Origin of the sequence: Anaerococcus sp. HMSC068A02 (assembly GCF_001811125.1) — a bacterium.
GTDB lineage: Bacteria > Bacillota > Clostridia > Tissierellales > Peptoniphilaceae > Anaerococcus > Anaerococcus vaginalis_C.
Map to the genome: position 1 here is coordinate 86397 of NZ_KV803757.1, position 25760 is coordinate 112156.

A 25760-nucleotide genomic window follows, 5' to 3' on the forward strand; every position below is an offset into this window, starting at 1 on the left:
AATAGGCTGAAGTAAATTTACTTCAGTCTATTTTTTGGCACGCCAAAGAGGAATTGAACCCCTATCTTAAGCTTCGGACACTTTTGTTTTACCATTAAACTATTGGCGCATGATAGTGATATTGGAAAACTGTATCCTATTTAAAAATCTCAAATCCATAAAGGTATTTCCTAGTCCTGAATCTATATAAATTTGTGAATTTTTATATTTAAATAATCCTTTATCAAATTTTGGAAAATATCCTTCCCCAGGTGCTAGCAAAGCTCCCAAAAATGGAAATCTAACTTGTCCTCCGTGGGTATGACCTGAAAAAATTATATCCATAGTATCGTCTAAATTATCTCTTATGTTTTTAGAAAAATGACTTAATATTATATTTAAATTTTCATCTTTTGTTTGGTAATTTTTTAATGAAAAATTATTATAGCTTACTCCATAAATATAAATATTTTCGTCCCTAATTTTTAAATATTCTCCCTCATTTTTTAAATATTTTATACCAAGTCTTTTGATTTTTTCTATAAATTCATCAAGCATAGGGCCTGCTTCTTCGTGATTTCCTGTTATATAATAGGTTTTTATTTCTAATTTTGAAAGCTTCTCTAGAAAGTCTATTGCCCTATTAAATTTCTTTTCTTCTCCGTAATCGTTTATATCTCCTGTCAAAATTATAAAATCCGGATTAAATTCTAGGATTTTTTCCTTAAAATATTCCATATTTTTTAATTTATTCGAATGAAAATCACTAATTTGTGTTATTTTTATTTTATTTTTTATTTTTTTGCTGTATATATCTTGCTTTACTTCTTTTGCCCACTTGCATTGATAGTAAATGTATGAGAAAAGAAGTAAAATTAGGCAAAATATTATAAAAATCATTATTTTATTCATCTAATTTTTCTATTCTTTCTAGAAAAACTTCTGCAGACATATCTGAGGCTAACAAGTATCCTCTTCTTGGGGAGAATGATTTTTGTGATAAGGCTGGGCCGTCTACTGAAACTGATCTTTTAAATTGACTTGTAATTAGTCTTTTATAAAATGATTTGAGCCATTTTTTTATGGTTTTTTTGTCATAGTCGTCTTTGAAGGCAACTTTTGCTTTTTCATATATTTCTTCTACTGATGAATTTTCCAAAAATTCAAATGTGAAAAAGTCTATTAATTCATAAGGGCCTATTATATCTTCAGTTTTTTGGCTGATTTTTTCTTCATTTTCATTTTTTAGCTCTGGAGAAATTGGAGTTTTTAATATATCGTCCAAAACTTCTTTTAATTTTTGATTTTTTGTATTTTCTACAAGATAGGAAACAATGTATCTTAATTCTGTCTTTGTCAAAGAGGCATTAACTGCATAGGATGACATGTGATCGCCGTTGTAGGTTGCAAAGCCTTGGGAAATTTCTGACTTATCTCCAGTTCCTATTACTAGAGCATTTTCCATATTTCCTATATCAAATAAAATTTGGGTTCTTTCTCTTGCTTGAGCATTTTCGTAGGCTATATCTTGAGTTTTTCCGTCATGACCAATATCTTTTAGATGAATATTTACTGCATCTTTTATTACAATTTCATTTAATTTTATTTCAAAAGCTTCTGCTAGCTTAAAAGCATTTGATTTTGTTCTTTTGCTTGTTCCAAAGGCTGGCATTGTGTATAAAAGAATTTTTTCTTTTGGCAAATTCATCTTTTCGAATGCTTTTACTATAAATAAAAGTGCCATGGTTGAATCAAGTCCACCACTTAGTCCCAAGATAACTTTTTTGCAAGAAATTGCCTCCATTCTTTGAATTAAAGCTCTTGTTAATATATCAAAAGCATCTTCTACATAGATTTTTTTATCATCAAGCAAATAAGGAAATTTATCCCAATATGAAAGACTTGGCTTATTTTTAAAATCAAAAAATTCTTCTATAGTATTTTGACTTATATCAAAATATGAACATAAATCAACAAATTCATCTCTCTTACTTTCTTTAATTTTTCCATTTTCTCCAATAATATTTAAGCCTTCATAAACAAAATCGGTTGAACTTTCTCCAAGTCCTGTGCTTGAATATAGGTAAATTGTATCTTTTGACAAAAATTTAATTTTATCTTCTATATCTTTTTTTGATCCTATATATCTAGTTTTTGCTGACGGATTTAAAATTATATCTATGTTATTTTTCGACTTAGAAATTAATGAATCGGGAATATTTTTCTCCTCATTTTCTCCTATGCTTACAGTTATTTTTATATCGTTAATTTCTATATATGATTTATTATAGAGATGAACATATTCATCTTTTATCTTAATAAATTCATCTTCTTCTGGAGTGTCAAAAACATATTTTTCGTGGTCTTTAAAATTATCTTTAAAAAATCCTCCAATAATATCGCCTTCTTTTAATAAAAATACCATATCAATTATTTTTCTTCCCTCTTTTACAGGAAGTCCAACAGAAAACAAAGTATCAATATTTTTTGAAAATTTTTTCAAATCAAATAAAGCATCAAGGCATTCTTCTAAAATATCATCATTCGCAAATCCATCATACAAACTTGCTCCAGTAATACAAAGTTCTGGCAAAAGCAAAATATTTACTAAATCATCATTTGCTTTTTTTATCGTTTCTTTTATTTTTTTCTTGTTGTAAGATATATTTCCAATTTTAATTTTAAAATTTTCTGCTCTTAATTTTAAATTTTTTTTCATATAAACCTCAAATCTTTTTAAACTATAAAATTATTATATAAGATTTACAAAAAAACTGCCACAGTTTCCTGTGACAGTTTTGAATTTATTTTTTTATTTTTGATCTTTAGCTTTTTGAACTTCTTCTCTTCTTTTCTTCATTGATTCAAAAATTCCGTCAACTAAAGCATCCATATCTGGTTCTTTTGCAGATTTTAATGATGAAACTATATTTACTTGTTCTGGTAGAACGTCTATTAATTTCATTTCATTATCTAAGAATTCTTCCATTTTATCTGCAGCTGTTGGAGCCCAAGTACCATTATCCATTAATGATACTGCTCTATTTTGTACGTTAAGTGCTGCCATATCATGGATGAAGTCTTTCATTTTTGGATATATTCCAAGGTTGTATGTTACTGATGCAAGAACGATATTTGAATATTTAAATGCATCTGCAATTAGGTAAGATACATCTGTGCTTGAGACATCTCTTAGAGAAATATTTGTCATTCCTCTTTCAGCAAGTTTTGATGCTAGAGCTTGAGCTGCATATTCTGTATTTCCATACATTGATGCATAAGCTATCAATACACCTTCTTCTTCTGGTTCATAGCTTGACCATTTGTTATATTTATCTAAGATATAACCGAAGTCTTTTCTCCAAACAAGTCCGTGAAGTGGGCAGATATATTTAATATCAAGTCCTGCTGCTTTTTTAAGAACTGCTTGTACAAATGTACCATATTTACCAACTATATTTGTGAAATATCTTCTTCCTTCATCTAGCCAATCTCTATCCCAATTTACTTCATCGGCAAAAAGTCTTCCGTCATTAGATTTAAATGAACCAAAAGCATCTGCTGAGAATAAAACTTTATCTGTTAAATCATAGGTCATTAAAACTTCTGGCCAGTGAACCATTGGAGCTTCTACGAATGTAAATTCGTGTTTACCAAATGAGATTGAATCTCCTTCTTTTACTTCAATGTATCTATCATCTACGTGATAACCGAATTGTCTCATAAATAATATAGCTTTTTCACTTGCTATAATTTTTACGTTTGGATAGTAATGTAACATTAATTCGATTGCAGAACAGTGGTCTGGTTCCATGTGTTGAATTAACATATAATCAAGATCACGATCTCCAAGAACTCTAGATACGTTTAATATATATTCTCTAGTAATAGACCAGTCAACTGAATCTATTAAAACTGTTTTTTCATCCATTAAAAGGTATGAGTTGTATGAAACTCCGTCTATAGGAAAAATATTTTCAAATAGAGCAAGTCTTCTGTCATCTCCACCTACATAAAATAAGTCGTCTGTAACTTTTCTAACTGTATACATATATTCCTCCTACTACTTTCTGTCTTCTGGTACATCCATTTTAATGAATTGATCTTTTGCTTCGCCTGATACTGGTGATACCCAAGAATCTGGTAATTTATCGAATGGTGTTCCTGGTTCAATTCCATTTTCTGGATCTCCAAGTTCAGGATTGTATTCATATCCAGAACCTAAATCTACATAAATTGGATTTGTAGGAGCCATTTTTCTTGGTTTAGATCTTTTTATTTTCTTCATTGGTGGTGCTGGTTTCTTAGCTTCTCCATTGTCTAATTCTTTGATTAGAAGTGGAAGAATTACCATAGCATCTCCAACTATACCATAATCACAGTTGTTGAAAATTGGTGCATTTTTAGAATTGTTAATTGCAACTATTGTTGATGCGTTTTTGATTCCCTTTAAGTGTTGTCCTGCTCCAGATACACCTACACCTATATAAAGATTTCCTTTGAATGTTTGACCACTCATACCAACGTATCTATTGATGTCTACATATTTAAGTGTTTCTGCAACTGGTCTTGATGATGAAATAGATGCTCCAGCTTGATAAGCTAAATCTTCAATCAATTTCATATTTTTCTTTTCGCCTATACCACGGCCTGCTACAACAATTCTTTGAGAATCTGCAATTGGTGTGTAAGGATCAATTCCTACAGTAAAGTCATATCCGTCTTTTTTAAGTGCTGCTACAAGATTTTTAACTGCTTCTTTTGGATCTCCTTCATAGATTTCGCCTTTTCTAACTCCTGCAATAGGGCCAGATTTTTTATTTGATCCAACAGCTTTAACCTTTGGAGCTCTACCTACTGTATTAGCTCCAACAACAACTCTCATAATTTCATTTGTACCTTCATAGATTTGTGTAATCTTAGAATCTCTATAGAATCTTTCAACATCGATACCTTTAATAAATCCAGATCCACCGTACAATTGTAAAGCTTCATTAGTTATCTTTGATGCAAGATCAGATGCAAATTGTTTTGCCATAGCTGCATCTGCTGAATATCTTTCGTGATTTTCTTTTAATTCTGCTGCAGAATAAATCATAAGTCTTGCAGCTTTTAAATTTGTTGCCATGTCAGCAAGTTTAAATGTATTTGCTTGAAGATGAGCAATTGGCATACCAAATTGTTCTCTTTCTTTAGCATAAGCAAGAGCTGATTCATAAGCACCTTGTCCAATACCTAAAGCTTGAGATGCAATACCAATTCTACCACCGTCAAGAGTTGCCATAGCAATCTTAAATCCTTGACCTTCTTTTCCCAAAAGATTTTCTTTAGGAACTTTTACATTATCAAAATGTAATTCAGCAGTACATGAAGATCTAATACCTAATTTGTCATAGTGATCAGAACATGTGAATCCTTCCATTCCTTTTTCAACTATGAATGCTGAAATACCATGAGTTCCAATTCCTGGAGTTGTTACCGCAAATACTACGTATGTATCTGCTTTTGGTGCGTTAGTAATAAAGATTTTTTTACCATTTAAAATATATCTTTTTCCATCCAAATCTAATTCAGCTGTTGTTTCTGTTCCACCTGCATCAGATCCAGCATTTTCTTCTGTAAGACCAAATGCACCAATTTTTTCACCTTTAGCTAATGGTGTTAAATATTTTTTCTTTTGTTCTTCTGTACCAAAAGCATAAATAGGCCATGAACCCAAAGATGTATGTGCAGAACAAATAACTCCAACACCACCATCAACTCTTGATAATTCTTCAACTGTGATCGCATAGCTCATTACGTCTAAACCTTGACCACCGTATTTCTTAGGATAAGGAATTCCTAAAAATCCTAATTCTCCCATTTCCTTTACAATTTCGTCAGGAAATTCGTTGTTTTGATCAAGCTCAAAAGCAATTGGTTTTACTTTTTCTTCAGCAAATTCTCTGACTTTTTTACGTAAAGCTTCATGCTCATCTGTTGTTTTAAAAAGCATATATTCCTCCTAAAAAATATAATATCCATTTTTGTTTTACAATATAATTCTATACTGAAAATGTTTTTTTGTCAACACAATTTATTTTTATAAAGATTAAAAATAATGATAAAATTAAATTGCAATATATGAATATGTAAAACATCTACACTTATTATATATCCTAAAATTCTTTATTTAATCAAATTTTTTAAAATTTTTCCAAATATTTTTTCATAATAAATATATATATTTAAAAACTTTGATTATGAAAAAGTTTTCTGAATGAAATATTAAAATTTAAATAAGGACAGCTTTATTTTTTATTTAATTTTATACTTATTAAGGTATAATAGATTTTAAGAAAAATAAAACTTTGGAGGTTATATGCAATTTATAAAAAAAGTTTATGACAATATATATTGGGTGGGCGCCAATGATAGGGACTTAAAAAGATTTGAAAATATGTTTACCCTTCCAAATGGCGTAACTTACAATTCATATATTATAAAAGATGAAAAAAATGTTTTGATGGACGGCTCTGATTCTTCTGTAATAAGAACTTATCTTGATAATGTTGAAAAAGCTCTTGACGGAGAAGATTTAGATTATATTATCGTTCAACACATGGAACCTGACCATTGTGGATCAATTGATTTTATTTTGGACAAATATCCAAATTGTAAATTTGTAGGAAATCAAAAAACCATAAAATTTTTCCATCAATTTTATCCAAATGACAAATACAATGAAGATAGATTTTTAGAAATCAAAGATGGCGATGAATTAAATATCGGTAAAAGAAATTTAAAATTTGTTTTTGCTCCAATGGTTCACTGGCCAGAAGTTTTTATGACTTACGAAACAACAGAAGGTTTATTCTTCTCAGCTGATGCTTTTGGCTCTTTTAATGTTCTTGAAGGACATGTTTCCGCAAAACATTACATCAAAAAAGATTCTTGGGTAGATGAAAATAGAAGATATTATATAAATATAGTTGGAAAACAAGGAAAAATGGTTACGAATCTTCTAAAAAAAGTTTCAGATTTTGAAATTAATGGAATTTTACCTCTTCACGGACCAATTTATGATGACAAAAAATCTATAGAATTTATTTTAGATAAATATGATAAGTGGGCAAATTTTAAACCAGAAGTTAAGGGTGTAAATATTGTATTTTCTTCAATGTACGGAAACACAGAACTTTGCGCTGATGTTTTGGCTTCAAAACTTGATGAGCTTGGAGTTGAAGAAATAAAATTATATGATGTTTCTGACAATGATTTTTCATATATTATTGCTGATAGCCACAAATATTCAAACCAAGTTTTTGTAGCTATGAATTATAATGCAGGTTTATACCATAAGATGGATGCTCTTTTAAGAGAATTAGTTGGAACAGGCTACCAAAACAGACACATCTCATTCATTCATAATTATTCATGGGGTGGAAAATCTCTTGAACAAGCAAAAGAAATTCTTGAAAAAGGAAAACACGAATATGTTGGAGAAGATTTTATAATAAATTCTTCAATGAAAGATGACCAAGAAAAAACTCTTGAAAATTTAGCTAAGGCTATTAAGGAAGATTTAGATAAAGAATAATAATTAATTTTAAAAAGATGCAAATTTTTGCATCTTTTTTTGTACTCAAAAAGAGCACATTACTGTGCTCTTGCTCTTATTTTTTCAGTCTTTTGGTTTATCTTCTTCTGGGATGTTTTTGTTGTCGTATGGGGATTTGTAGATTGATTCTTTGGCAAATTGTTTTACTGCTTTGCCTGTTTTTAATTCTGAAATTAAGGTTCCAGGGCCTCCTACGCATCCTCCTACGCATGCCATTCCTTCTAATAATAGTCCGTCTTTTCTTCCTAGTTTTGCCATTTGGGCAAGTTTTACGCAGTCGGCAAGTCCTTCTGCTTTTTCTACATTAACTTCTAAATCAGGATTTATTTCTGCAATTCTTCTTTTTACAGCTTCAGCTACTCCTCCGCTTACTGCATAATTTCTTCCTGTTTCTGATGCATCTTGCCAATCTTCTTCAATTTTTATTTCTGCAGGGTCTATATCTTTTGCCAAGAACATTCCCATTAGCTCTTCATAAGTTATTACATAATCAATTGTTTCTGCAACTTCTGGTCTTCTTGCTTCAAGTTTTTTGGAAATACACGGCCCAATAAATGCTACTTGGGCTTTTTCATCCATTTTTTTGATGTGTTTTCCTGAATAAATCATTGGTGTTGATGATTCTGAAATTTTGTCATTTATTTCTGGGAATTTTTTCTTTACCATTAATTTCCAAGAATAACAGCATGATGTTCCCATAAACGGAATTTTTTCTGGCACGCTTTCTACGTATTCGTGGGCTTCATTTAATGTTGTAAGGTCTGCTCCAAGTCCTACTTCTATTACATCTCTAAAACCTAATTTTCTAATTGCTTCTTTTATTTGAACAGGAGATGCCATTTGACCAAATTGTCTTACAAATGATGGGGCAACAATTGCGTAAACGTGTTTATCTGTATTTAATGCTTTTGCCAATTGGTAAATTTCTGTTTTATCTGAAATTGCTCCAAATGGACAAGCTGTTATACATCTTCCACAAGCTACACATTTGTCATCGTCAATTTCTGCTCTTCCTAATTTATCGCTTTTTATCGCCTTAACTCCACAAGATTCTGCGCATGGTCTTTTTGTATGGGCAATGGCATTGTATGGACAAGCTTCTACGCATTTTCCACATTTTATACATTTATCTTGGTCAATTATTGAACCTTTTGATGTGTAGGTGATAGCATTTTTTGGACAAACATTTACGCATGGGTGGGCAATACATGCTCTACAAGTATTTGTAACTTCAACCCTATTTTCAGGACATGCTTCGCAAGCTATTTTTATTACTGAAACGAGTGGTGGTTCATATTTTTTTATATCAAAATCTTCGTCATCCAAACCATCAGTAATAGCCCCAGTATTATCGGCTGTTCTTGCGTGAAGACCAACTCCCATTCTTAGTCTTTCGCCCATTACTGCTCTTTCTCTAAAAATATTTTCCCTATAAGATGCTTCTTCTCCTGGAAGTATATCAAATACTTCTGTAGCTATGTCATATATTGGCCTATTTTCAAAAGCAATTTTTGCAATGTGTTCAAAGGCCATTCTTCTAATATTTAATATGTTTATGTATGTTTCTTTCATTATTTATTCTTTCCTTAAATATTTTATTTAAAATTTTCTTCAAAAGCCTTATCTAATATGTACTCCATGATAACTTGTGTTTTTGCATTTGTAAAAATTTTTCCGTCAACAATAACAACTGGGGAATTTTTTTTATTTTTTTTGCAAACATCATTGCAAGTTACCATTTCTATTTCAAGTTCGATTTCTTGTACATCTAAATCTCCCTTATATATTCTATTATTAAATTCTTCTACAAAATCTGACAATCTATTGTAAATTATGTCAGATCCTAGCATAGTACATCTTGCGCCTGCACAAACTTGTATTTTCATATCTACTCCTTAAAATTTTAATAATTACTCATAATAATTATATCAAATAAAATTAAAAAATAAAATTACAAAGCTGGAATTGAAATTATAAATTTACTACCATATCCATATTTGCTTTCTACTTTTATATCGTAATTTAAATAATCACAAATATGTTTTACGATTGATAAGCCAAGTCCTGTTGATTTTAATATTCTCGTTCTTTGTTTGTCAGCTACATAAAATCTTTCAAAAATTCTTGGCAAATCTTCTTTTTTTATGCCAATTCCCCTATCTTCAATTATTAATTTTATATTTTTTTTATTTTTTTCACATTTTATTATAATTTGTCCGTTTGTTTTGTTGTACTTTATTGCATTTTCATAAATATTTGTAACTAAGTCTGTAAAAAGTGATTCGTGAGTTTTTATATTTATATCACAAACTTTGTTTTCGACTTTGATATTTTTCATTTCAGAAATTCTTTTGAATCTATTTATACTTTCATCGACGACATTTTTTATATTTATTATGGTTTTTCCTTCTTGTAAATTTTCTTCATCAAGTTTTGAAAGTTTTAATATATCGTCAATAATATTTAAAAGTCTATTTCCTTCTTCATTTATAATTTGTCCAAATTTTTTTATATCGTCATCTTTTGCAAGGCCTGTGGCTATTAGCTCTGCATAACCATTTATGCTTGTTAGAGGAGATTTTAATTCATGGCTTACATTTGAGCTAAATTCTCTTCGCATTGCTTCTGCTTTTTTGTTTTTTGAATTGTCAATTACAATTACAATATAAGAAACAATCTCTTCATCTATTACAGGATCCAAAAATATTTTTACTGAAATTTCATCAAGATCCAAGTCTAAATTTTTTCCTTTTTTTAGAAGTCTTGTTTGTCTTAGGGCAAGTTTAAAGTCTTCATTGTCAATTAAATTATCTAGTTTATTTTCTCTGTTGATATTTAATAAATTTTTTGCAGCATCGTTAATTATTACAATATTTCCATCTTTATCGAAATATATAAATCCTTCTTCCATATTTGATGTTATTTTTTCAATATTGGCTATTCTTGTTTTTAATTTTAAATTTTCATCTTCAATTTTTCCTTTTTCATTTATTAATTTGTCCAAATATTTTTTTGGATTGTCTTTTAAATCTTCAAAATCTTTTTTATCATTTATTTTTTCTTTGAATTGATTTATAAGTTTTTCGTATAGGGAATTTGTGAAAAATTTATTTATTATTAAAGCAAAAATTATTGCAAATATTAACATATAAATTCTTTTAAAAAGATACAAAAGAAAAGACGTATTATAAAATTCTATGGCAAATATTTTTTCATGAGATTTTTTCGCAAAAATTTTTCTTTCATAGCCTAGGTAATTTTTTTTGGATTTTTTTACTATATCAATATCTTCAAACTCATAATTTTTTATTATATTTTTATCTATCCCAGTATTATAGATGACTTTTTCTTTTTCATCTTTTACTAGCAAATCGTATTTGTAGGATTTTTTAAAATTTTCAACTTTATTTTCATCAATTTCTCCAAAAGCAAAAAAGCTCAAGGAATTTTCTACAAATTCATCTTGAGCTTTTGTTTGTCTTTGGTATGAAAATAAAGAGAAAATTATAAAAATAACAATAATTAGTGAACTTGTTATAATATTAATATTTTTCTCAATTATTTTTTTCATATTTCTCCAAGTTTATATCCTAAATTTCTTACAGTTTTTATGTGAACGCCTGCAGATTTTAATTTATTTCTAAGACTTGCTATGTGAACGTCAACTGTTCTTGTTTCGCCCTCATAATCATAGCCCCAAATTTTTAGTAGAAAATCTTCTCTTGTTATAACATTACCAATATTTGACAAAAATAACAAGAGCATTTCAAATTCCTTATAGGTTAAGTCGATTTTTTCTCCATCAATTTTTGCTGTTCTTTTTTTGATATTTACTCTTATGTTTTTATAAGATAAATGCTCACTATCTTTCTTTTCGCTTCTTCTTAAAACAGCCTTAATTCTTGAAATTAATTCTAAAATAGAAAATGGTTTGGTAATATAATCATCCGCTCCGCTTTCAAGTCCCAAAACTTTATCATATTCATCATTTTTTGCTGTAAGCATTATTATAGGAATATCTGAAAATTCTCTAACTTCTTTCAAAATTTCTATTCCGTCTTTTTCTGGCAACATTATATCCAAAATTAACAAATCTACATTTTCATTTTTCAAAGATTCTACAACATTCAGACCATCTTCAAAGCCTCTAACTTGATAATTTTTTTCTTTTAAAGCATATAAAACTAAATTTCTTATTGCCTTGTCATCTTCTACAACATAAATCATAATCTTGTTGAATAATCAGCTATTTTTGCTAGCCTATCTCCTACTCTTTCAAAATATTTATAGAAAAGTACTTTTTCAGACAATTCCATAGGTGTTATTTGGTCTGTTTTTGTAAGTTTTACAAGGTAATGAAGGCAATCTTCAAATAATTTATTATTAATTTGGTCATCTTCTATTGTTCTTAGGGCAAGCTCATTATCATTGTCTTCGAAACTTTGAATGCTATTAATATTCATGTATTTTTGATTTTTTATAAATTCTTTTACAAATTCTCTTTCTTCATCTCTTAATGGAAATTCCAAAATAATTGCAGCGGCTTGTGCCAAATGATTTGAAATTCTTTTGTAGGTTGATGCAAGTTTAATAGACATTTGTAAAAATCTCAAATCTCTTGCAACTGGTTGTTGCAAAGCCAAAAGATCATAGCAAAATCTTTCTATATCTGCGCCATATTGTCTAATATCATGATCAAGGTCAATTATCTCTTCAAGATTATTTTTTTGATTATTTTCAACATATAAAATAAATCTATCGTATGACACCTCGATTAGCTCCGAAACATTTTTTTCCATTTCCCTAATATTATTTAAATCTTCAATATATCTTGTTCTCATATCAACCGAACCTTCCTGTTATATAATCTTCAGTTCTTTTATCTCTTGGATCATTAAATATTTTTTTTGTTTCATCCATTTCAATAACTTCTCCAGTCAAGAAAAATGCCGTTCTATCAGAAATTCTTGCTGCTTGTTGCATATTATGAGTAACTATTACTATAGTATATTTACCCCTTAAATCTTCTAATAACTCTTCAATTGATGCAGTAGAAATTGGATCTAGGGCGCTAGTTGGTTCGTCCATCAAAACTATTTCTGGATTTACAGAAAGAGTTCTTGCTATGCAAATTCTTTGTTGTTGGCCACCAGAAAATGAAAGAGCATTTCTGTCTAATTTATCTTTTACTTCATCCCATACGCTTGCAGCTTTCAAAGATTTTTCCACAATCGCATCAAGCTCATCCTTATCTTTGATACCATCAATTTTTGGACCGTAAGTTATATTGTCATAAACTGATTTTGAAAAAGGATTTGGAGTTTGAAAAACCATGCCTACATTTCTTCTTAGACTAACAACATCAACATTTTTTTTATTAATATCCTTGCCGTCAATTTCTATTAGCCCTTTTATTTTACAATCATCAACCAAATCGTTCATCCTATTAAAACATTTTAAAGTTGTAGATTTACCACAACCACTTGGTCCTATAAAGGCTGTGATTTCATTTTCTTTTATTTCCATATTTATTTTTTTTAAAGCCTGAAAATCTCCATAAAATAAATCTAAATCTTTTACATTGATTATTGTTTTTTTATTTTCTAAATTATTTTCTTCGTTTTTTCCAAAAAAAGTTTTTATCCTATTCTTATCTTCTGATAAAAATTTATTTAAATTTTCATTCTTTGTTTTTTCCATTATTATCTCCTTATTTTACTATTGCTTTTGAAATTTTTGCTGATACAAAATTGAGTAAAATCACAAAAACCAAAAGCAAAACAGCTGTTGCATAAGCTTCTTTTACATGAAAACCTTCAGTCGACAAAACATACATGTGAACTGCCATAGTTCTTGCAGAATCAAAAATTGATGAAGGTGTTTTGGCTACAGTTCCCATTGTATAAATTAGGGCTGCTGATTCTCCTACTATTCTTCCTGTTGATAAAAATATTCCTCCCAAAATTCCATTTATTGCTTCTGGAATTATTATTTTGAAAATTGTTTGAATTTTTGTAGCACCAAGAGCAAGTGATGCATGAGCTTGGAGAGGATTTACATTTAAAATCGCCTCTTCTGTTGTTCTAATTATAGTTGGAAGAATCATAATTGAAACTGTCAAGCAACCAGCGATTAAGGAATATCCCAAATGAAGAGCATCAACAAAAAATAAATATCCAAACAAACCATAAACGATTGATGGAATTGATGATAAAATTTCTGTAGCAAATCTTACAGATTTAATTATAAATTTATTTTTTGCATATTGGGACAAATAAATTGCAGTAAAAATTCCTATTGGCAAAGTTACAAGTAGGGTTATCAAAATTGATAAAAATGTTGTAACAAGAGCTGGAATTATAGAAACATTTTGGGATGAATATTTAAATTCAAAAAGTGACGGCGAAATATTTGGAATTCCATTTAATAAAATATATGCAATAACAATTCCACCTGCAGCAAATCCCAAAAGTGATAAGACATAAATTATTATTTTAAAAGATTTTTTCATCTTCTACCTCTACATTCTTGATTGATCTTTATTTCTTATAAAATTAAATATTATATTTATTAAAAGAATAAATACAAATAAAACCATACCTGTGGCAATGAGGGACTCTCTGTGAAGACCAGATGCATAGCCCATTTCCAAAACTATATTTGTTGTAAGAGTTCTCACTCCATCAAAAAGACTATTAGGCATTCTTGGTTGGTTTCCAATTACCAAATACACTGCCATAGTTTCTCCGATTGATCTTCCAATAGCAAGAATTATTGAAGAATAAATTCCGCTTTTTGCATAAGGCACCATGACTTTTCTAATTGTTTCTTCCTTTGTAGCACCAAGAGCAAGAGAGCCTGTATAAAAAACTTCTGGAACTTGCTCTAAGGAATTTTTTGAAATATTTACCATGGTTGGAAGGATCATAATTGCTAATAAAATCGATGCAGTTAGCATATTCATTCCACCAGTTTTAAAAGTTTTTGAAATAAATGGAACCAAAACCATCATAGCAAAAAATCCATAAATAATTGAAGGAATTGCTGCCATCAAATTAATAAGTCCGTTCAAAAAATTGTAAGATTTTTTTGAATAATAAGCCATAAAAATTGATACAGCAAGTCCAAATGGAATTGCAATTATTGCTGATAAAACTGTTACAATAATTGAGCCGACAATCATTGGTCCTATTCCAAAAAAAGCTGGTTTTGCGGTTGGCGCCCATTTATTTCCTGTAATAAATTTTATAAGTCCATATTTATTAACAAAATCTATTCCTGATCTAAAAATAAAAAAAGTAATAAGAATTATTAATAAAATAGACATAATAGCAGAAATTAAAAATACAATTTCTCCAAATTTTTCCTTAAATGATTTCATTTATTTTAACTCTCCTGTATTTTTTATCTCTCCCCTATAAATATCTCTCAATTGCTCCATTGTCAAATCATTAATTTGAGTGTTGTCTTTATTTACAATTATTGCTATGCCATCAATGGCAAAAATTTCTGAAAAAAGATTTTCATCTTGTAATTTATTTGAAACCATAGCAATATCTACAACATTATCTTTCACATTTTTTAAACCTGTCAAAGATTCGTTGGATAAAACTTCAACTTCAACATCCTTATTTAATTTTTCATAATTTTCAGCAAGTTTTTCTACAATTGAACTTAGTGATGATGAACCTGTAATTGTTAATTTGCCTTTGAGATTTTTTGACTTATATTCTTTTTCATTTGTAATAGCAAGAAGTCCTTCATCTTCAATTAATTTTTTTGCACTTTTGCTTTTAACATATTCCAAAAAATCTTTGGATAAGTCTTTGGCTGAATCTTTTTTGTAGGCAAGTCCAAATGGTCTTTGCAACTTATATTCGCCACTTTCAATTGTATTTTTATTTGGACTTACTCCATCAATTTTAATAGCTTTAACTGAATCATCCAAAGATGTTAAAGATACATAAGCTATTGCAGTTTTGTCAACTCCAACAGCTTTCAAAACTCCACTTGTCGAATTTATTACCATAGAATTATCTGTTGTCAAATCTTTATAATTTCCATTTTTATCTTCCTTTATCAAACCAACTTGTTCGATAAAACTTTTTCTCGTTCCTGAACCATCTTCCCTACTTGTAACAGTAAGGTCAAAATTTTTGCTCTTATTTACATTTGTTTTTTTGCCAGTGCAAGATGTAATTAAAAGCAAAGTAGAAATAAGCAATAATATTTTTTTTGCCATACAATCTCCTTCTCATTTTCTTTACATAATAATATTAAATCCTTGTATTGATTTGATAAATCTTATGTAAAATCTGTGTAAAGTTTATAAAAAATTTCAAAAAAATAAGCTCATAGGAAATCTCCTAGAGCCTATTTAAAATTATTATTTGCTTAAATCAGCTGTATTTTTAATTTTTCCTGAGAAAATTTCTTTTAATTGATCTTTTGTTAAGTCATTTATTTTAGAATCTTCTTTATTAACAATTACTGCAATTCCATCTTTTGCCAAAACTTCTACTTGAAGTTTATCTTTTTCATCATCTTTTAATTCTCTTGATGCCATAGCAATTTGACTAACATCAGAAATTGTTGATTCGATTCCTGAAGATGATCCTGTTGATTGAATTTCTATATTTGCATCTGGATTTACATCTTTATATTTTTCTACAAGTTTTTCCATAAGAGGAGTAACAGATGTAGAACCTGCAATTGTTAAATCTCCTTTGATTTTTTTGCCCTTGTAATCTTTTGCTTCAACTTTTATATATCCTTCTTTTTCAACAATATCTTGAGCGTCTTTGCTCAAAACAAATGCCAAGAAGTCTTTTGCCAAATCGTCAAGTTTATCTTCTTTGAAAGCAAGATTAAATGGTCTTTGTAAAGTATAAGCTCCAGATTCAATATTTTCTTCTGTTGCTTCTGCTCCATCAACTTTTACTTTTTTTACATTATCATTTACACTTCCCAAAGAAACATAACCAATTGCAGATGGATCTTGAGATACAGTTTGCATAACTCCATTTGTAGAATTTTGAACTACAGCCTCATCAGTTGTTAAATCTTTTTTCTCTCCATCTTTTTCTTCTTCAAGACCAACAAGTTCAATAAAAGCTCCCCTTGTTCCTGAACCATCTTCTCTTGATACAACACTTATATCAAAATCTTCTTCATTAGCTTTAGTATTTTCGCCTTCTTTTTTCTCACTTGCAGTACTTGCATTTTCAGTTGGATTTGATCCGTTTGATCCATCATTAGAATTATCCTTATTTCCACAAGCTGATAAAATCATTGATAAGGAAAGTGCCGCAACTATAATTTTTGAATTTTTAATTTTCATTATTTTCTCCTTTAATATTTGTAACTTCATTATGAATAATAAATCCTTTTTGTTTTGAAATGATTAGGCAAATGTAAAATTTATGTTAATTATTTTAAAATCTTGTAATTAATATAAAAAACTATATAATCTAATAGTAAAAATAGAAAAAGAATTAGGAGAGAATATGCAAGAAATAAAAATACCAGAAAATTATCAAAGCGATAAAAATTTATATAAGACACAAATGTTAATAAAAGAAATAAAAGATTTTTTCCAAATAAATTTATCAAATAATTTGAATTTAAAAAGAGTTTCAGCACCTTTATTTGTAGAAAATTCTACTGGTTTAAATGATAACCTATCTGGTGTTGAGGAACCTGTTAAATTCACACTTCCTGAAGCAAATAATGAAAAAATGGAAATTGTTCACTCACTTGCAAAATGGAAAAGATATGCTCTAAAAGAATATAATTTTGCAATGTATGAAGGACTTTACACTGACATGAACGCAATTAGAAGATGTGAAGTGCCAGATAATACTCACTCATTTTATGTTGACCAATGGGATTGGGAAAAAGTAATTGAGCCTAGCGATAGAAATGTAGATTATTTAAAAGCAACAGTTATTACAATTTTTAATACCCTAAGAGCCCTAGACGAATATCTTTGTCATCTAATTCCAAAAAGAGTTAAATTGTTGCCAAATAATATAAAATTTATGACAAGCCAAGAATTAATAGATGAATTTCCAGAATGTAAAGACAGTAAGGAAAGAGAAAAAGCTGCTTGCAAAAAATATAAGGCAATATTTTTAATGCAAATTGGAAAAGTTTTATCAAATGGAGAAGTTCACGATTTAAGATCTCCAGATTATGACGATTGGAATTTAAATGGAGATATTTTAGTTTACAATCCAGTTTTAGATGACCAATTAGAACTATCATCAATGGGAATAAGAGTTGATGCAAAAACACTAAAAGAACAATTAAAAATTTCTGATTGCGAAGAAAGATTAAATTATAAGTATCACAAATTACTTGTAAATAATGAACTTCCACAAACAATAGGAGGTGGAATCGGTCAATCAAGACTTTGTATGTTCTTTTTACAAAAAGCCCACATTGGAGAAGTTCAAGTATCCTATTGGCCAGATGAAATGAGAGAAGAATTAAAGAAAAATTCAGTTATATTATTATAAATTAAAAAAAGGATTTTTATACCTAAGAGTTTTTGAATAGGTATTCTAATCCTTTTTTATTTTTTAATTATCAAATTCTATAATTTTGCCAATAAACAAGTCCCCATATTGGCTTAATTTTTTTTCGCCTACTCCTTTTATTTTCAAAAAATCTCTTTCATTTTTTGGTTTTAATCTTGCCATATCTATTAAAGATGCGTCAGAGAAAACTATAAAAGGCGGAATATTTCTTTTTTTAGAAATTTCTAGCCTTAATTTTTTCAAATTATTAAATAAATCTATGTCATAATCAAAATTTCCATTAAATTTATCAATTTTTTCTTTTTTATTTTCTTCTTTCAAATCCCTAATATAAACTTTCTTTTTAGAAAATAAAACTTCTTTTGATTTTTCATTTAATTTTAAGATTGGATATTTAAAACCAGAAACTTTTATATAACCATCTGCAATCAAAACTCCTATCAAATCCTTTATATATTTTGTATTATTTTCTTTCATCAAAGCAAAAGTTGATATATTTTTCAAATTTTTTTCTTTGGAATTTTTGTTATTTGACCCTTTCAAACAATCGACAATTGTAGAAATCCCATATCTTTGTCCTAATCTATAAATACAAGATAAAATTTTTTGACTATCAAGGCTTACGTCAATTTTTTCATAATCATCTAAGCAATTTGAACAATTATTACATTTTTCTTTTGCATCTTGACCAAAATATTCCAAAATAAATGCTCTCAAACACTTATTTGTATTTACATAATTTATTATTGTTTGAAGTTTTTCTAGTTTTACTAATTGATAAGCTCTGTTAGGAGATTGAGAAATTAAATATTTATTTATAACTATATCTTGAGTTGAATAAAGTAAAATTGCATCAGATTTTTCGCCATCTCTTCCTGCCCTTCCCGCTTCTTGGTAATAAGATTCCATATCTTTTGGCATATTCATGTGAATTACATATCTTACATCAGATTTATCAATTCCCATTCCAAAAGCATTTGTTGCAACAATTATATTTTTTCTATCATAAATAAAATCTTCTTGATTTTTCTTTTTTTCCTTATCGCTTAGTCCCGCATGGTACAAAGTTACATTATAGGATAATTTTTTCAAATATTTATAAGAAGTTTCAACCCTTTTTCTAGTTGAGGCATAAATTATTCCTGATAAATCTTTTTTATCTGATAAATAATTCGAAAGAAATGCCAATTTATCTTTTGGCTTTCTTACTTCAAACAAAAGATTTTCCCTATCAAATCCTGTAACTTTTACAAAAGGATTAGATAATTTTAAATTATTTATTATATCTTCTCTAACTGATTTTGTAGCTGTTGCAGTAAAGGCTGCAATTTGTATTTTTTGGTCGAATAAATCATAAATTTGGGGAATTAATTTATATGATGGTCTAAAATCATGTCCCCATTGAGAAATACAATGTGCCTCATCAACTGCTATAAAAGAAATATTTAAATCTTTAATAAAATCGATGAAAAATTCATTTTCTAATCTTTCTGGAGAAATATATAAAATTTTTATTTCATTTCTTTTTATTTTTCTTAATGTTTGTGTATAAGTTTTAATATCTTGGCTTGAATTTATAAATTCTGCCTTAATTCCATTTTCCTTTAAAGAATCAACTTGATCTTTCATTAAAGAAATTAAGGGAGAAATAACTAGGCAAATTCCATCAAGCATTAATGCCGGAAGTTGATAGCAAATTGATTTTCCCCCACCAGTCGGCAAAACTCCCAAAACGTCATTTCCTTTTAATATATTTTCAACTAATTCATCTTGCCCTTTTCTAAAAGAATCAAAACCAAAATATTTTTTTAAACTTTTTAAAATATCCATATCCTACCTTTTACCTAAAAAAAATAATTAAGCCTAAGACTTAATTATTTTCATCTTTATTATTTATATTGTCGTCATTTGAATTTGAAGATTCATTTGAAGATTGCTCATCTGGCCCATCTATAAAATCTTCTTCATTTATTTGTTCTTTTTCATTTTGATTAAACAAAATATCTCCTATGTTTGTTTTAAGATTTAGGATTTTCTTTTTATTTTTTCCAGTTTGGTATCCATCCAAAATATTTCTATAAGAAACATCTCCCAAAACAAAATTTCCTACATTTAACTTTGCATTAATATTAAAAGAATTTATCGGATCTTTAATTTTTATTTTTATATCTCCATTTTCTGTTTCCATTGATTCATTAGCCATAAGATTGCAATCAGAAACTAAAATATTTCCACTTGTTGTTGTAAAATTAGTATTTTTGATTTCAGATTTTTTTAGCAAAATAGAACCAGTTTTATTTGTAACTGAACCAGAAATTTTTGAATTTTCAAAAGAAATATTTCCACTTTTTAAATCAAGATCCATATCTTTACATGAAAGCCCACTTATTTTTATATCCCCAGCACCAACTCTACCCTTGATACTTTCTAAATTTTTATTTTTTGGCAAAAAAATTCTAACAATTTGAATTTTATTTTTCATATAAAGTTCTTTTCCCTTTATATCAGAAGATAATTTCAAATTACCGTCTTTATATTTAGTTTTTACTTCATAGGAATAATCATCTTTATAAAGATTTGTATATTCTACATAAGGATTTGTAGAAGATTTTTGAATTCTCACATCACAAGTATTCAAATCAAAATCAATTGATTTTAGCTCATCAAGGTCAACTCTCATAATCTTTGATGAATTATAAGAATTTTCATTAATTTCTTTTGAAGACTTGCCTTCTTTACTAGCAAAATCTATATTTCTTGACAAAAAGAAAATTAAAGCCAAAACAATAAGGGCAAAAAAGCCTATAGCTATTTGCTTTTTATCAAGTTTAAAGCTATTATTTTTTTTATTTTTACTCATTTAACTCTCCCATAATAATAACTAACTTTTTAAATTGCTATAGTCTATACTATCAAGATACAGCCCTCCAGCTTTCAAAGTTGGATTTGCTCTTCTTGTATTATTTTCATTAAAGTAATATTTAAATTCATCAAGGCTAATTTTCCCACGACTTAATTCAATCAAAGAGCCAGCCATAATTCTAACTTGATTGTGAAGAAAACTTTCAGCCTTAAAATATAAATACAATCTATTTTCATTCAAAACAAAGTAGCAATCATCAATTTTTCTTATTGTATTAATTATATCATTTTTTTCACTAAGCATAAAGGCACGAAAATCATGTTCGCCCTTTAAAATTTCCATTCCTTGTTCAAGTTTATCAAAATCTAGTTTATAAGTTACCTGCTCCATATAGTTTCTATAAATTGGATGGAGAATTTTATCAAGCGAAATAACATACTTATAGGTTTTTGTTTTTACTGAAAATCTTGCATGAAAATTTTTGTCTACTTTTTTTGATTCAAGAGCTAAAATATCATCAGGTAAATATTTTTTGAGATGAAAATGAAATTTATCAGCCCTAATATTTTTTGCAGTCAAAAAATTTATATACATTTCATTAGCATGGACACCGCTATCTGTTCTGCCACTAGCAATAATTCTATTTTCTTCTCCAGTAACTTTCCTAATAGCATCTTCCAACTCTTTTTGTACTGTTCTTTTGTTTTTTTGAATTTGAAATCCTTCAAATAAAGATCCATCATATTGGACCTTTAATAAAATGTTTTGAATTGTCATATAAAAAATTTAATAATAACCACGCTACAAAATAAAATAAATAAAATCAAAACTAAACTATCAGTTTTTGTCATTTTTATTTCATTTAGCCTTGTTCTTTCTCTACCAATTCTATAAAGTCTTGCCTCCATCGCTGTTGCAAGATCATCACTTCTTTTAAATGAATTTATAAAAAGAGGAACTAATAAGGGAATCATATTTTTTGCCCTGTTAATAATATTTCCAGATTCAAAATCTGCCCCTCTTGCCATTTGCGCCATTTTTATTCTTTGAGCTTCTTCAAATAAAGTCGGAATAAATCTTAGAGAAATTGAAACCATCATAGCAAGCTCTCCTGCCGGAAAACCAAATTTTTTTAAAGGTCCTAATAATTTTTCCAAACCATCTGTTAATTCCATTGGAGAAGTTGTAAAAGTTAAAACTGAAGTTGATACAACTATCATTATAATTCTTACAAACATAAAAATAGTTTTATATAATCCCTCATAAGTTGCCGTTAAGGAAAAAATTGTAAAAAGTGTCCTTCCACTAGTTGTAAATAAATTTATAAGTCCAGTTATTAATAAAATCCAAATCAAAGGCTTAATGCTTTTTATTAGGGATTTTACAGGAATTTTCCCAATGCTTACCATGGCAATTAATAAAATCACAAAAGGAATATATCCTATAAAGCTTTCTACAAAAAATATTGTGATTATAAAAAGCAAAGATGCTATTAATTTTACTCTTGGATCAAGCCTATGAATAAATGTATCGTATGGCAAATATTGACCTATCGCTATGTTACTCATTTTTAGCCTCCAAATACTTTTTCAATTCAATTACTGCATCTTCAACAGTATAAATATCATCTCTTACATTTTCGCCTCTTTCTTTTAAGGCTTTCATAAATTTTGTAACTTGAGGAATATCCAATCCTATCGACAATAAATCTGTTTTTGTAAAGGTATCATAAGTTGATTTGTCAGAAAATATTTCCCCCTTGTTCATAACAATAACCCTATCAACATATTTTGCCACATCTTCCATTGAATGCGAAACTAAAACAATTGTAAGTTCTGGGTCATTGTTATATAATTTTAAAATTTCTCCAAAAATATTATCTCGTCCCCTTGGATCAAGTCCTGCTGTAAGCTCATCTAAAACTAAAACTTTCGGATTCATAGAAATAATTCCGCAAAGAGCAACTCTTCTTTGTTGACCTCCAGATAATTCAAAGGGAGATTTTTCTGCTATAGTTTCATAATCAAGACCAACTGCTTGCATAGAATTTTTTACTCTTTTTTGAATTTCTTCATCAGAAAGCCCCATATTTTTTGGACCAAAGGCAATATCTTTTGCAACAGTTTCTTCAAACAACTGATTTTCTGGATATTGAAAAACAAGACCAACCTTAAATCTTATATCTCTTCTTGTCTTTTTTTCTTTTGTATTAACTCCATCTACAAAAACATCTCCATTTGTAGGAATCAAAAGTCCATTTAAAAGTTGTACTAAAGTAGATTTTCCAGAACCGGTTTGTCCGATTAAACCAATTATTTCATGTTTATTAATCTCTAAATTTATATTTTTTAGAGCATAGCTTTTTTCTTCTCTATCTTCATTATAAATATAATCGACATTTTTTAATTCAATTTTCATACTAGCTCCAAAAATTCTTCTATATTTAAGGGCAATTTATCAAAATTATATCCTTCTTTTTCAAGCTCATAGGCAATTTCTGTAACTTGTGGAACTGTAAGTCCTAATTCTTTCATTTCTTTAACATTTGAAAAAACTTCTCTTGCACTTCCTTCAAGCTCTTTTCTCCCTTTATTTAAAACAATTATCCTATCAGCAAGAGCTGCTTCTTCCATATAATGAGTAATATGGACAACTGTTTTTTTATATTTTTTATTTAAATCGTGTATTATATTCATAACATCGGCTCTGCCTTTGGGATCAAGCATAGCCGTTGGTTCATCAAATATAATACAATCTGATAACATAGCTATAACTCCAGCTATAGAAACTCTTTGTTTTTGACCGCCTGAAAGCTCAGAAGGAGATTTTTTTATATAATCTTGCATACCTACAAGTTTTATTGCCTCATCTACTCTTTGTCTTAACTCAGGATTTTCAATTTGCAAATTTTCAGGACCAAATGCAACTTCATTTTCTACAGTAGTTGCCACCATTTGATTATCAGGATTTTGAAAAACCATAGAACATTTTTCCCTAATTTCCCAAATTTTTTTATCATCCTTTGTATTCATTCCGCAAATTAAAATATCTCCACTTGTAGGAAATATTTGTCCATTCAAAAGCTTTGCCAAAGTTGATTTTCCTGATCCATTATGACCTAAAATAGCTACAAATTCTCCCTTATTAATTGACAAATCTAAATCATTTAAAGCTGCTGTGTATTCTACATTTTCATTTTCGTCTGAATTATTTTTATAAGAAAAATTTAAATTTTCAATTTTAATCAATTTTTCTTCCTTTCAATACTTTTTTAAACATAAAAAGCGACTATCTAAAAAATAGATAGCACTTTTTAAAAATTAATATGACATTGGTGGTGAATAATCTGTTGATGATTCATATATAACTACAGGAGTATTATGCTCAACTAAATTAAATAATTTTTCAGCTTGACTTGGTTGCATATTTAGGCAACCATGAGAACCATTATATAAATAAATATTTCCACCAAAAGAATATCTCCAATTAGCATCATGGAATCCTTCGCCATCCCAGCCTATTGGCATCCAATATTTTACTGGAGTTTTGTAATCACTTCCATCAAAATTTTTTCCTTTTAATGTAGAATTTTTTTCTTTAGAAAGTATAGACCCTACACCTTTATTAGTTAAAGCTCCCTCAGATAATCTTCCTGTAACTATGTCAGTTGACAATAATACTTCTCCATTTTTATAATACCAAAGATGTTGTCTAGATAAATCTACTTCTATATATGTGTCTTTAATATCAGACCCATCCTCATATCTATTTAGACCAGCCTTTAAATAAACCGGCTCAATTTCTGTTGATTTACCTTTTTCGAAAGCATCTAAAAATGATTTAATTGTTTCTTCTTCATTTAGTTTATAACCATAAACTCCAGGATTTACAGTTATTTCTCCAAGATCAGTGGCTTTAAACTTTCTATTTTTACCGTAAGTATTTGTTTCTTCTGCCATTTTACTTACATATTCTGTAACTTTTTCATGATTTAAAGTTAATTTTCCATCTTCAAAATCAACCATTTCAGCTAATTTTTCGCCTTCAATTTTATAATCAAATCCATTAATATTAAATTTAAAGCTCAATTTTAATGCTTCGTTTGCTTGGTTTAATGCTTTTTGTAAATTTTCATCTTTTGCATAAACTTTTGGTTGTTCATAAAAAGATTCATCAAGTTCTATATCAGCATTTCTTGTTTTTATTGCTGATACAAGAGCTTCCTTTAATTTATTGTATTTTACTTTATTTCCCTTTATTTCTTCTTTTATTTTAAATTCTTTTCCATCAAATTCTAATTTTGCATCTTCTGGCTCTACTATTTTATTCATAAACTGAGAATTTTTTAAAATATCTTCAAGTTTATTTTCATCGTAGTTTACTTTATAATCAAATTCAAAACTTTCTTTTGAGAAAAAACTTATAGGCCATTTTAATGGATTTTGGTCAAGGCTAGCTCCTTTTGGAATATTTGCCTTGTAGTCAATATCTTTTGAATTAAAAACTAGCTCTTTATCATCAATTCCTTTGATTTTTATATCAAAATCTCCAACGCTATCTCCAATAACTGATTCTTTTGGAGCAAATGAAACATCCCTACCATTTACATGTGTATTTGGTAAGCTTACAAATGTAAATAAAATAGTACCGATTATATATATTCCTACAACAATACCGCCTATTGTTAAAATAACTTTTTTTGTATTGTTACTTGTTTGTTGATTATCGATAATAAACACCTCCTAAATAACTGTAATTATAGTACCACTTAAAAGTA

23 protein-coding genes and 1 tRNA gene are annotated in these 25760 nt (G+C 28.4%); 2 read left to right on the forward strand and 22 right to left on the reverse strand.

Features of this window, described 5'->3' with window-relative positions; translation table 11 throughout:
* Positions 1 to 35: 35 nt before the first annotated feature.
* From HMPREF2782_RS05075 to HMPREF2782_RS09335, 5 genes are all read right to left on the reverse strand, one after another.
* Positions 36 to 109: transfer RNA gene (locus HMPREF2782_RS05075), tRNA-Arg, on the reverse strand.
* On the reverse strand, positions 100 to 891 hold the full coding sequence (locus HMPREF2782_RS05080) for a metallophosphoesterase (RefSeq protein WP_070641351.1): 792 nt from the start codon (positions 889 to 891) through the stop codon (positions 100 to 102). Before HMPREF2782_RS05080 ends, HMPREF2782_RS05075 begins: the two co-directional genes overlap by 10 nt.
* Positions 884 to 2698 (reverse strand): NAD(+) synthase, encoded by a 1815-nt coding sequence (nadE, locus tag HMPREF2782_RS05085; protein WP_070641352.1) that lies wholly within the window; start codon positions 2696 to 2698, stop codon positions 884 to 886. Before nadE ends, HMPREF2782_RS05080 begins: the two co-directional genes overlap by 8 nt.
* Before the next feature lie 93 nt (positions 2699 to 2791).
* The gene (locus tag HMPREF2782_RS05090; RefSeq protein WP_004838286.1) at positions 2792 to 4030 is read right to left on the reverse strand and encodes an FprA family A-type flavoprotein; all 1239 of its coding nucleotides are present in this window, start codon (positions 4028 to 4030) and stop codon (positions 2792 to 2794) included.
* 12 nt (positions 4031 to 4042) lie between these two features.
* Positions 4043 to 5974 carry an acyl-CoA dehydrogenase family protein gene (locus HMPREF2782_RS09335; RefSeq protein WP_004838285.1) on the reverse strand — a complete coding sequence of 644 codons (1932 nt, stop codon included), beginning with the start codon at positions 5972 to 5974 and terminating at the stop codon, positions 4043 to 4045.
* A gap of 366 nt (positions 5975 to 6340) precedes the next feature.
* Here HMPREF2782_RS09335 and HMPREF2782_RS05100 point away from each other — a divergent pair, with 366 nt between their 5' ends.
* A complete protein-coding gene (locus HMPREF2782_RS05100; protein ID WP_070641353.1) occupies positions 6341 to 7558 on the forward strand; it encodes an FprA family A-type flavoprotein in 1218 nt (405 codons plus the stop codon).
* 84 nt (positions 7559 to 7642) lie between these two features.
* Here the strand turns inward: HMPREF2782_RS05100 and HMPREF2782_RS05105 are convergent, their stop codons facing one another.
* The 10 genes from HMPREF2782_RS05105 to HMPREF2782_RS05150 form a co-directional block, all read right to left on the reverse strand.
* The gene (locus HMPREF2782_RS05105) at positions 7643 to 9151 is read right to left on the reverse strand and encodes a 4Fe-4S dicluster domain-containing protein (RefSeq protein WP_070641354.1); all 1509 of its coding nucleotides are present in this window, start codon (positions 9149 to 9151) and stop codon (positions 7643 to 7645) included.
* A 23-nt stretch (positions 9152 to 9174) separates the two neighbouring features.
* Entirely contained in the window at positions 9175 to 9465 is a 291-nt protein-coding gene (locus tag HMPREF2782_RS05110; protein WP_070607851.1) for a (2Fe-2S) ferredoxin domain-containing protein, read from the reverse strand.
* Positions 9466 to 9530: 65 nt separating this feature from the next.
* Entirely contained in the window at positions 9531 to 11150 is a 1620-nt protein-coding gene (locus HMPREF2782_RS05115) for a sensor histidine kinase (protein WP_070641355.1), read from the reverse strand.
* The gene (locus tag HMPREF2782_RS05120; protein WP_070641356.1) at positions 11147 to 11806 is read right to left on the reverse strand and encodes a response regulator transcription factor; all 660 of its coding nucleotides are present in this window, start codon (positions 11804 to 11806) and stop codon (positions 11147 to 11149) included. Before HMPREF2782_RS05120 ends, HMPREF2782_RS05115 begins: the two co-directional genes overlap by 4 nt.
* The gene (locus tag HMPREF2782_RS05125; RefSeq protein ID WP_070641357.1) at positions 11803 to 12420 is read right to left on the reverse strand and encodes a phosphate signaling complex PhoU family protein; all 618 of its coding nucleotides are present in this window, start codon (positions 12418 to 12420) and stop codon (positions 11803 to 11805) included. The genes HMPREF2782_RS05120 and HMPREF2782_RS05125 overlap by 4 nt, the downstream gene beginning before the upstream one ends.
* A 1-nt stretch (position 12421) precedes the next feature.
* Positions 12422 to 13279: a phosphate ABC transporter ATP-binding protein PstB gene (gene pstB / locus HMPREF2782_RS05130; protein ID WP_070641358.1), complete on the reverse strand. Its 858-nt coding sequence runs from the start codon at positions 13277 to 13279 to the stop codon at positions 12422 to 12424.
* A 10-nt stretch (positions 13280 to 13289) separates the two neighbouring features.
* Positions 13290 to 14090 (reverse strand): phosphate ABC transporter permease PstA, encoded by an 801-nt coding sequence (gene pstA, locus HMPREF2782_RS05135; protein WP_070607858.1) that lies wholly within the window; start codon positions 14088 to 14090, stop codon positions 13290 to 13292.
* Positions 14091 to 14099: 9 nt separating this feature from the next.
* Positions 14100 to 14960 carry a phosphate ABC transporter permease subunit PstC gene (gene pstC / locus HMPREF2782_RS05140; protein ID WP_070641359.1) on the reverse strand — a complete coding sequence of 287 codons (861 nt, stop codon included), beginning with the start codon at positions 14958 to 14960 and terminating at the stop codon, positions 14100 to 14102.
* Positions 14961 to 15821, reverse strand: a complete 861-nt coding sequence (locus HMPREF2782_RS05145) for a substrate-binding domain-containing protein (RefSeq protein WP_070641360.1) — start codon at positions 15819 to 15821, stop codon at positions 14961 to 14963.
* 144 nt (positions 15822 to 15965) lie between these two features.
* Positions 15966 to 16919: a substrate-binding domain-containing protein gene (locus tag HMPREF2782_RS05150; protein ID WP_070641361.1), complete on the reverse strand. Its 954-nt coding sequence runs from the start codon at positions 16917 to 16919 to the stop codon at positions 15966 to 15968.
* A gap of 166 nt (positions 16920 to 17085) precedes the next feature.
* On the opposite strand from HMPREF2782_RS05150, the gene asnA reads away from it, so the two are divergent.
* On the forward strand, positions 17086 to 18099 hold the full coding sequence (asnA, locus tag HMPREF2782_RS05155; protein WP_019118093.1) for an aspartate--ammonia ligase: 1014 nt from the start codon (positions 17086 to 17088) through the stop codon (positions 18097 to 18099).
* A 63-nt stretch (positions 18100 to 18162) separates the two neighbouring features.
* On the opposite strand, the gene recQ is transcribed toward asnA, so the two are convergent.
* The 7 genes from recQ to HMPREF2782_RS05190 all read right to left on the reverse strand — a co-directional run bounded on the left by recQ (position 18163) and on the right by HMPREF2782_RS05190 (position 25722).
* A complete protein-coding gene (recQ, locus tag HMPREF2782_RS05160) occupies positions 18163 to 19950 on the reverse strand; it encodes a DNA helicase RecQ (protein WP_070641362.1) in 1788 nt (595 codons plus the stop codon).
* A gap of 40 nt (positions 19951 to 19990) precedes the next feature.
* Positions 19991 to 20980 (reverse strand): DUF4097 family beta strand repeat-containing protein, encoded by a 990-nt coding sequence (locus HMPREF2782_RS05165; RefSeq protein ID WP_070641363.1) that lies wholly within the window; start codon positions 20978 to 20980, stop codon positions 19991 to 19993.
* Positions 20981 to 21001: 21 nt separating this feature from the next.
* The gene (gene truA, locus HMPREF2782_RS05170; protein WP_070641364.1) at positions 21002 to 21760 is read right to left on the reverse strand and encodes a tRNA pseudouridine(38-40) synthase TruA; all 759 of its coding nucleotides are present in this window, start codon (positions 21758 to 21760) and stop codon (positions 21002 to 21004) included.
* Entirely contained in the window at positions 21757 to 22551 is a 795-nt protein-coding gene (locus HMPREF2782_RS05175; RefSeq protein ID WP_070641365.1) for an energy-coupling factor transporter transmembrane component T family protein, read from the reverse strand. Before HMPREF2782_RS05175 ends, truA begins: the two co-directional genes overlap by 4 nt.
* Positions 22544 to 23401, reverse strand: a complete 858-nt coding sequence (locus HMPREF2782_RS05180; protein WP_070641366.1) for an energy-coupling factor transporter ATPase — start codon at positions 23399 to 23401, stop codon at positions 22544 to 22546. The genes HMPREF2782_RS05175 and HMPREF2782_RS05180 overlap by 8 nt, the downstream gene beginning before the upstream one ends.
* On the reverse strand, positions 23398 to 24231 hold the full coding sequence (locus tag HMPREF2782_RS05185) for an energy-coupling factor transporter ATPase (RefSeq protein WP_070641367.1): 834 nt from the start codon (positions 24229 to 24231) through the stop codon (positions 23398 to 23400). Before HMPREF2782_RS05185 ends, HMPREF2782_RS05180 begins: the two co-directional genes overlap by 4 nt.
* 72 nt (positions 24232 to 24303) lie before the next feature.
* Positions 24304 to 25722, reverse strand: coding sequence for a L,D-transpeptidase family protein (locus HMPREF2782_RS05190; protein ID WP_070641368.1), 1419 nt, complete (start codon positions 25720 to 25722; stop codon positions 24304 to 24306).
* Positions 25723 to 25760: the final 38 nt, after the last annotated feature.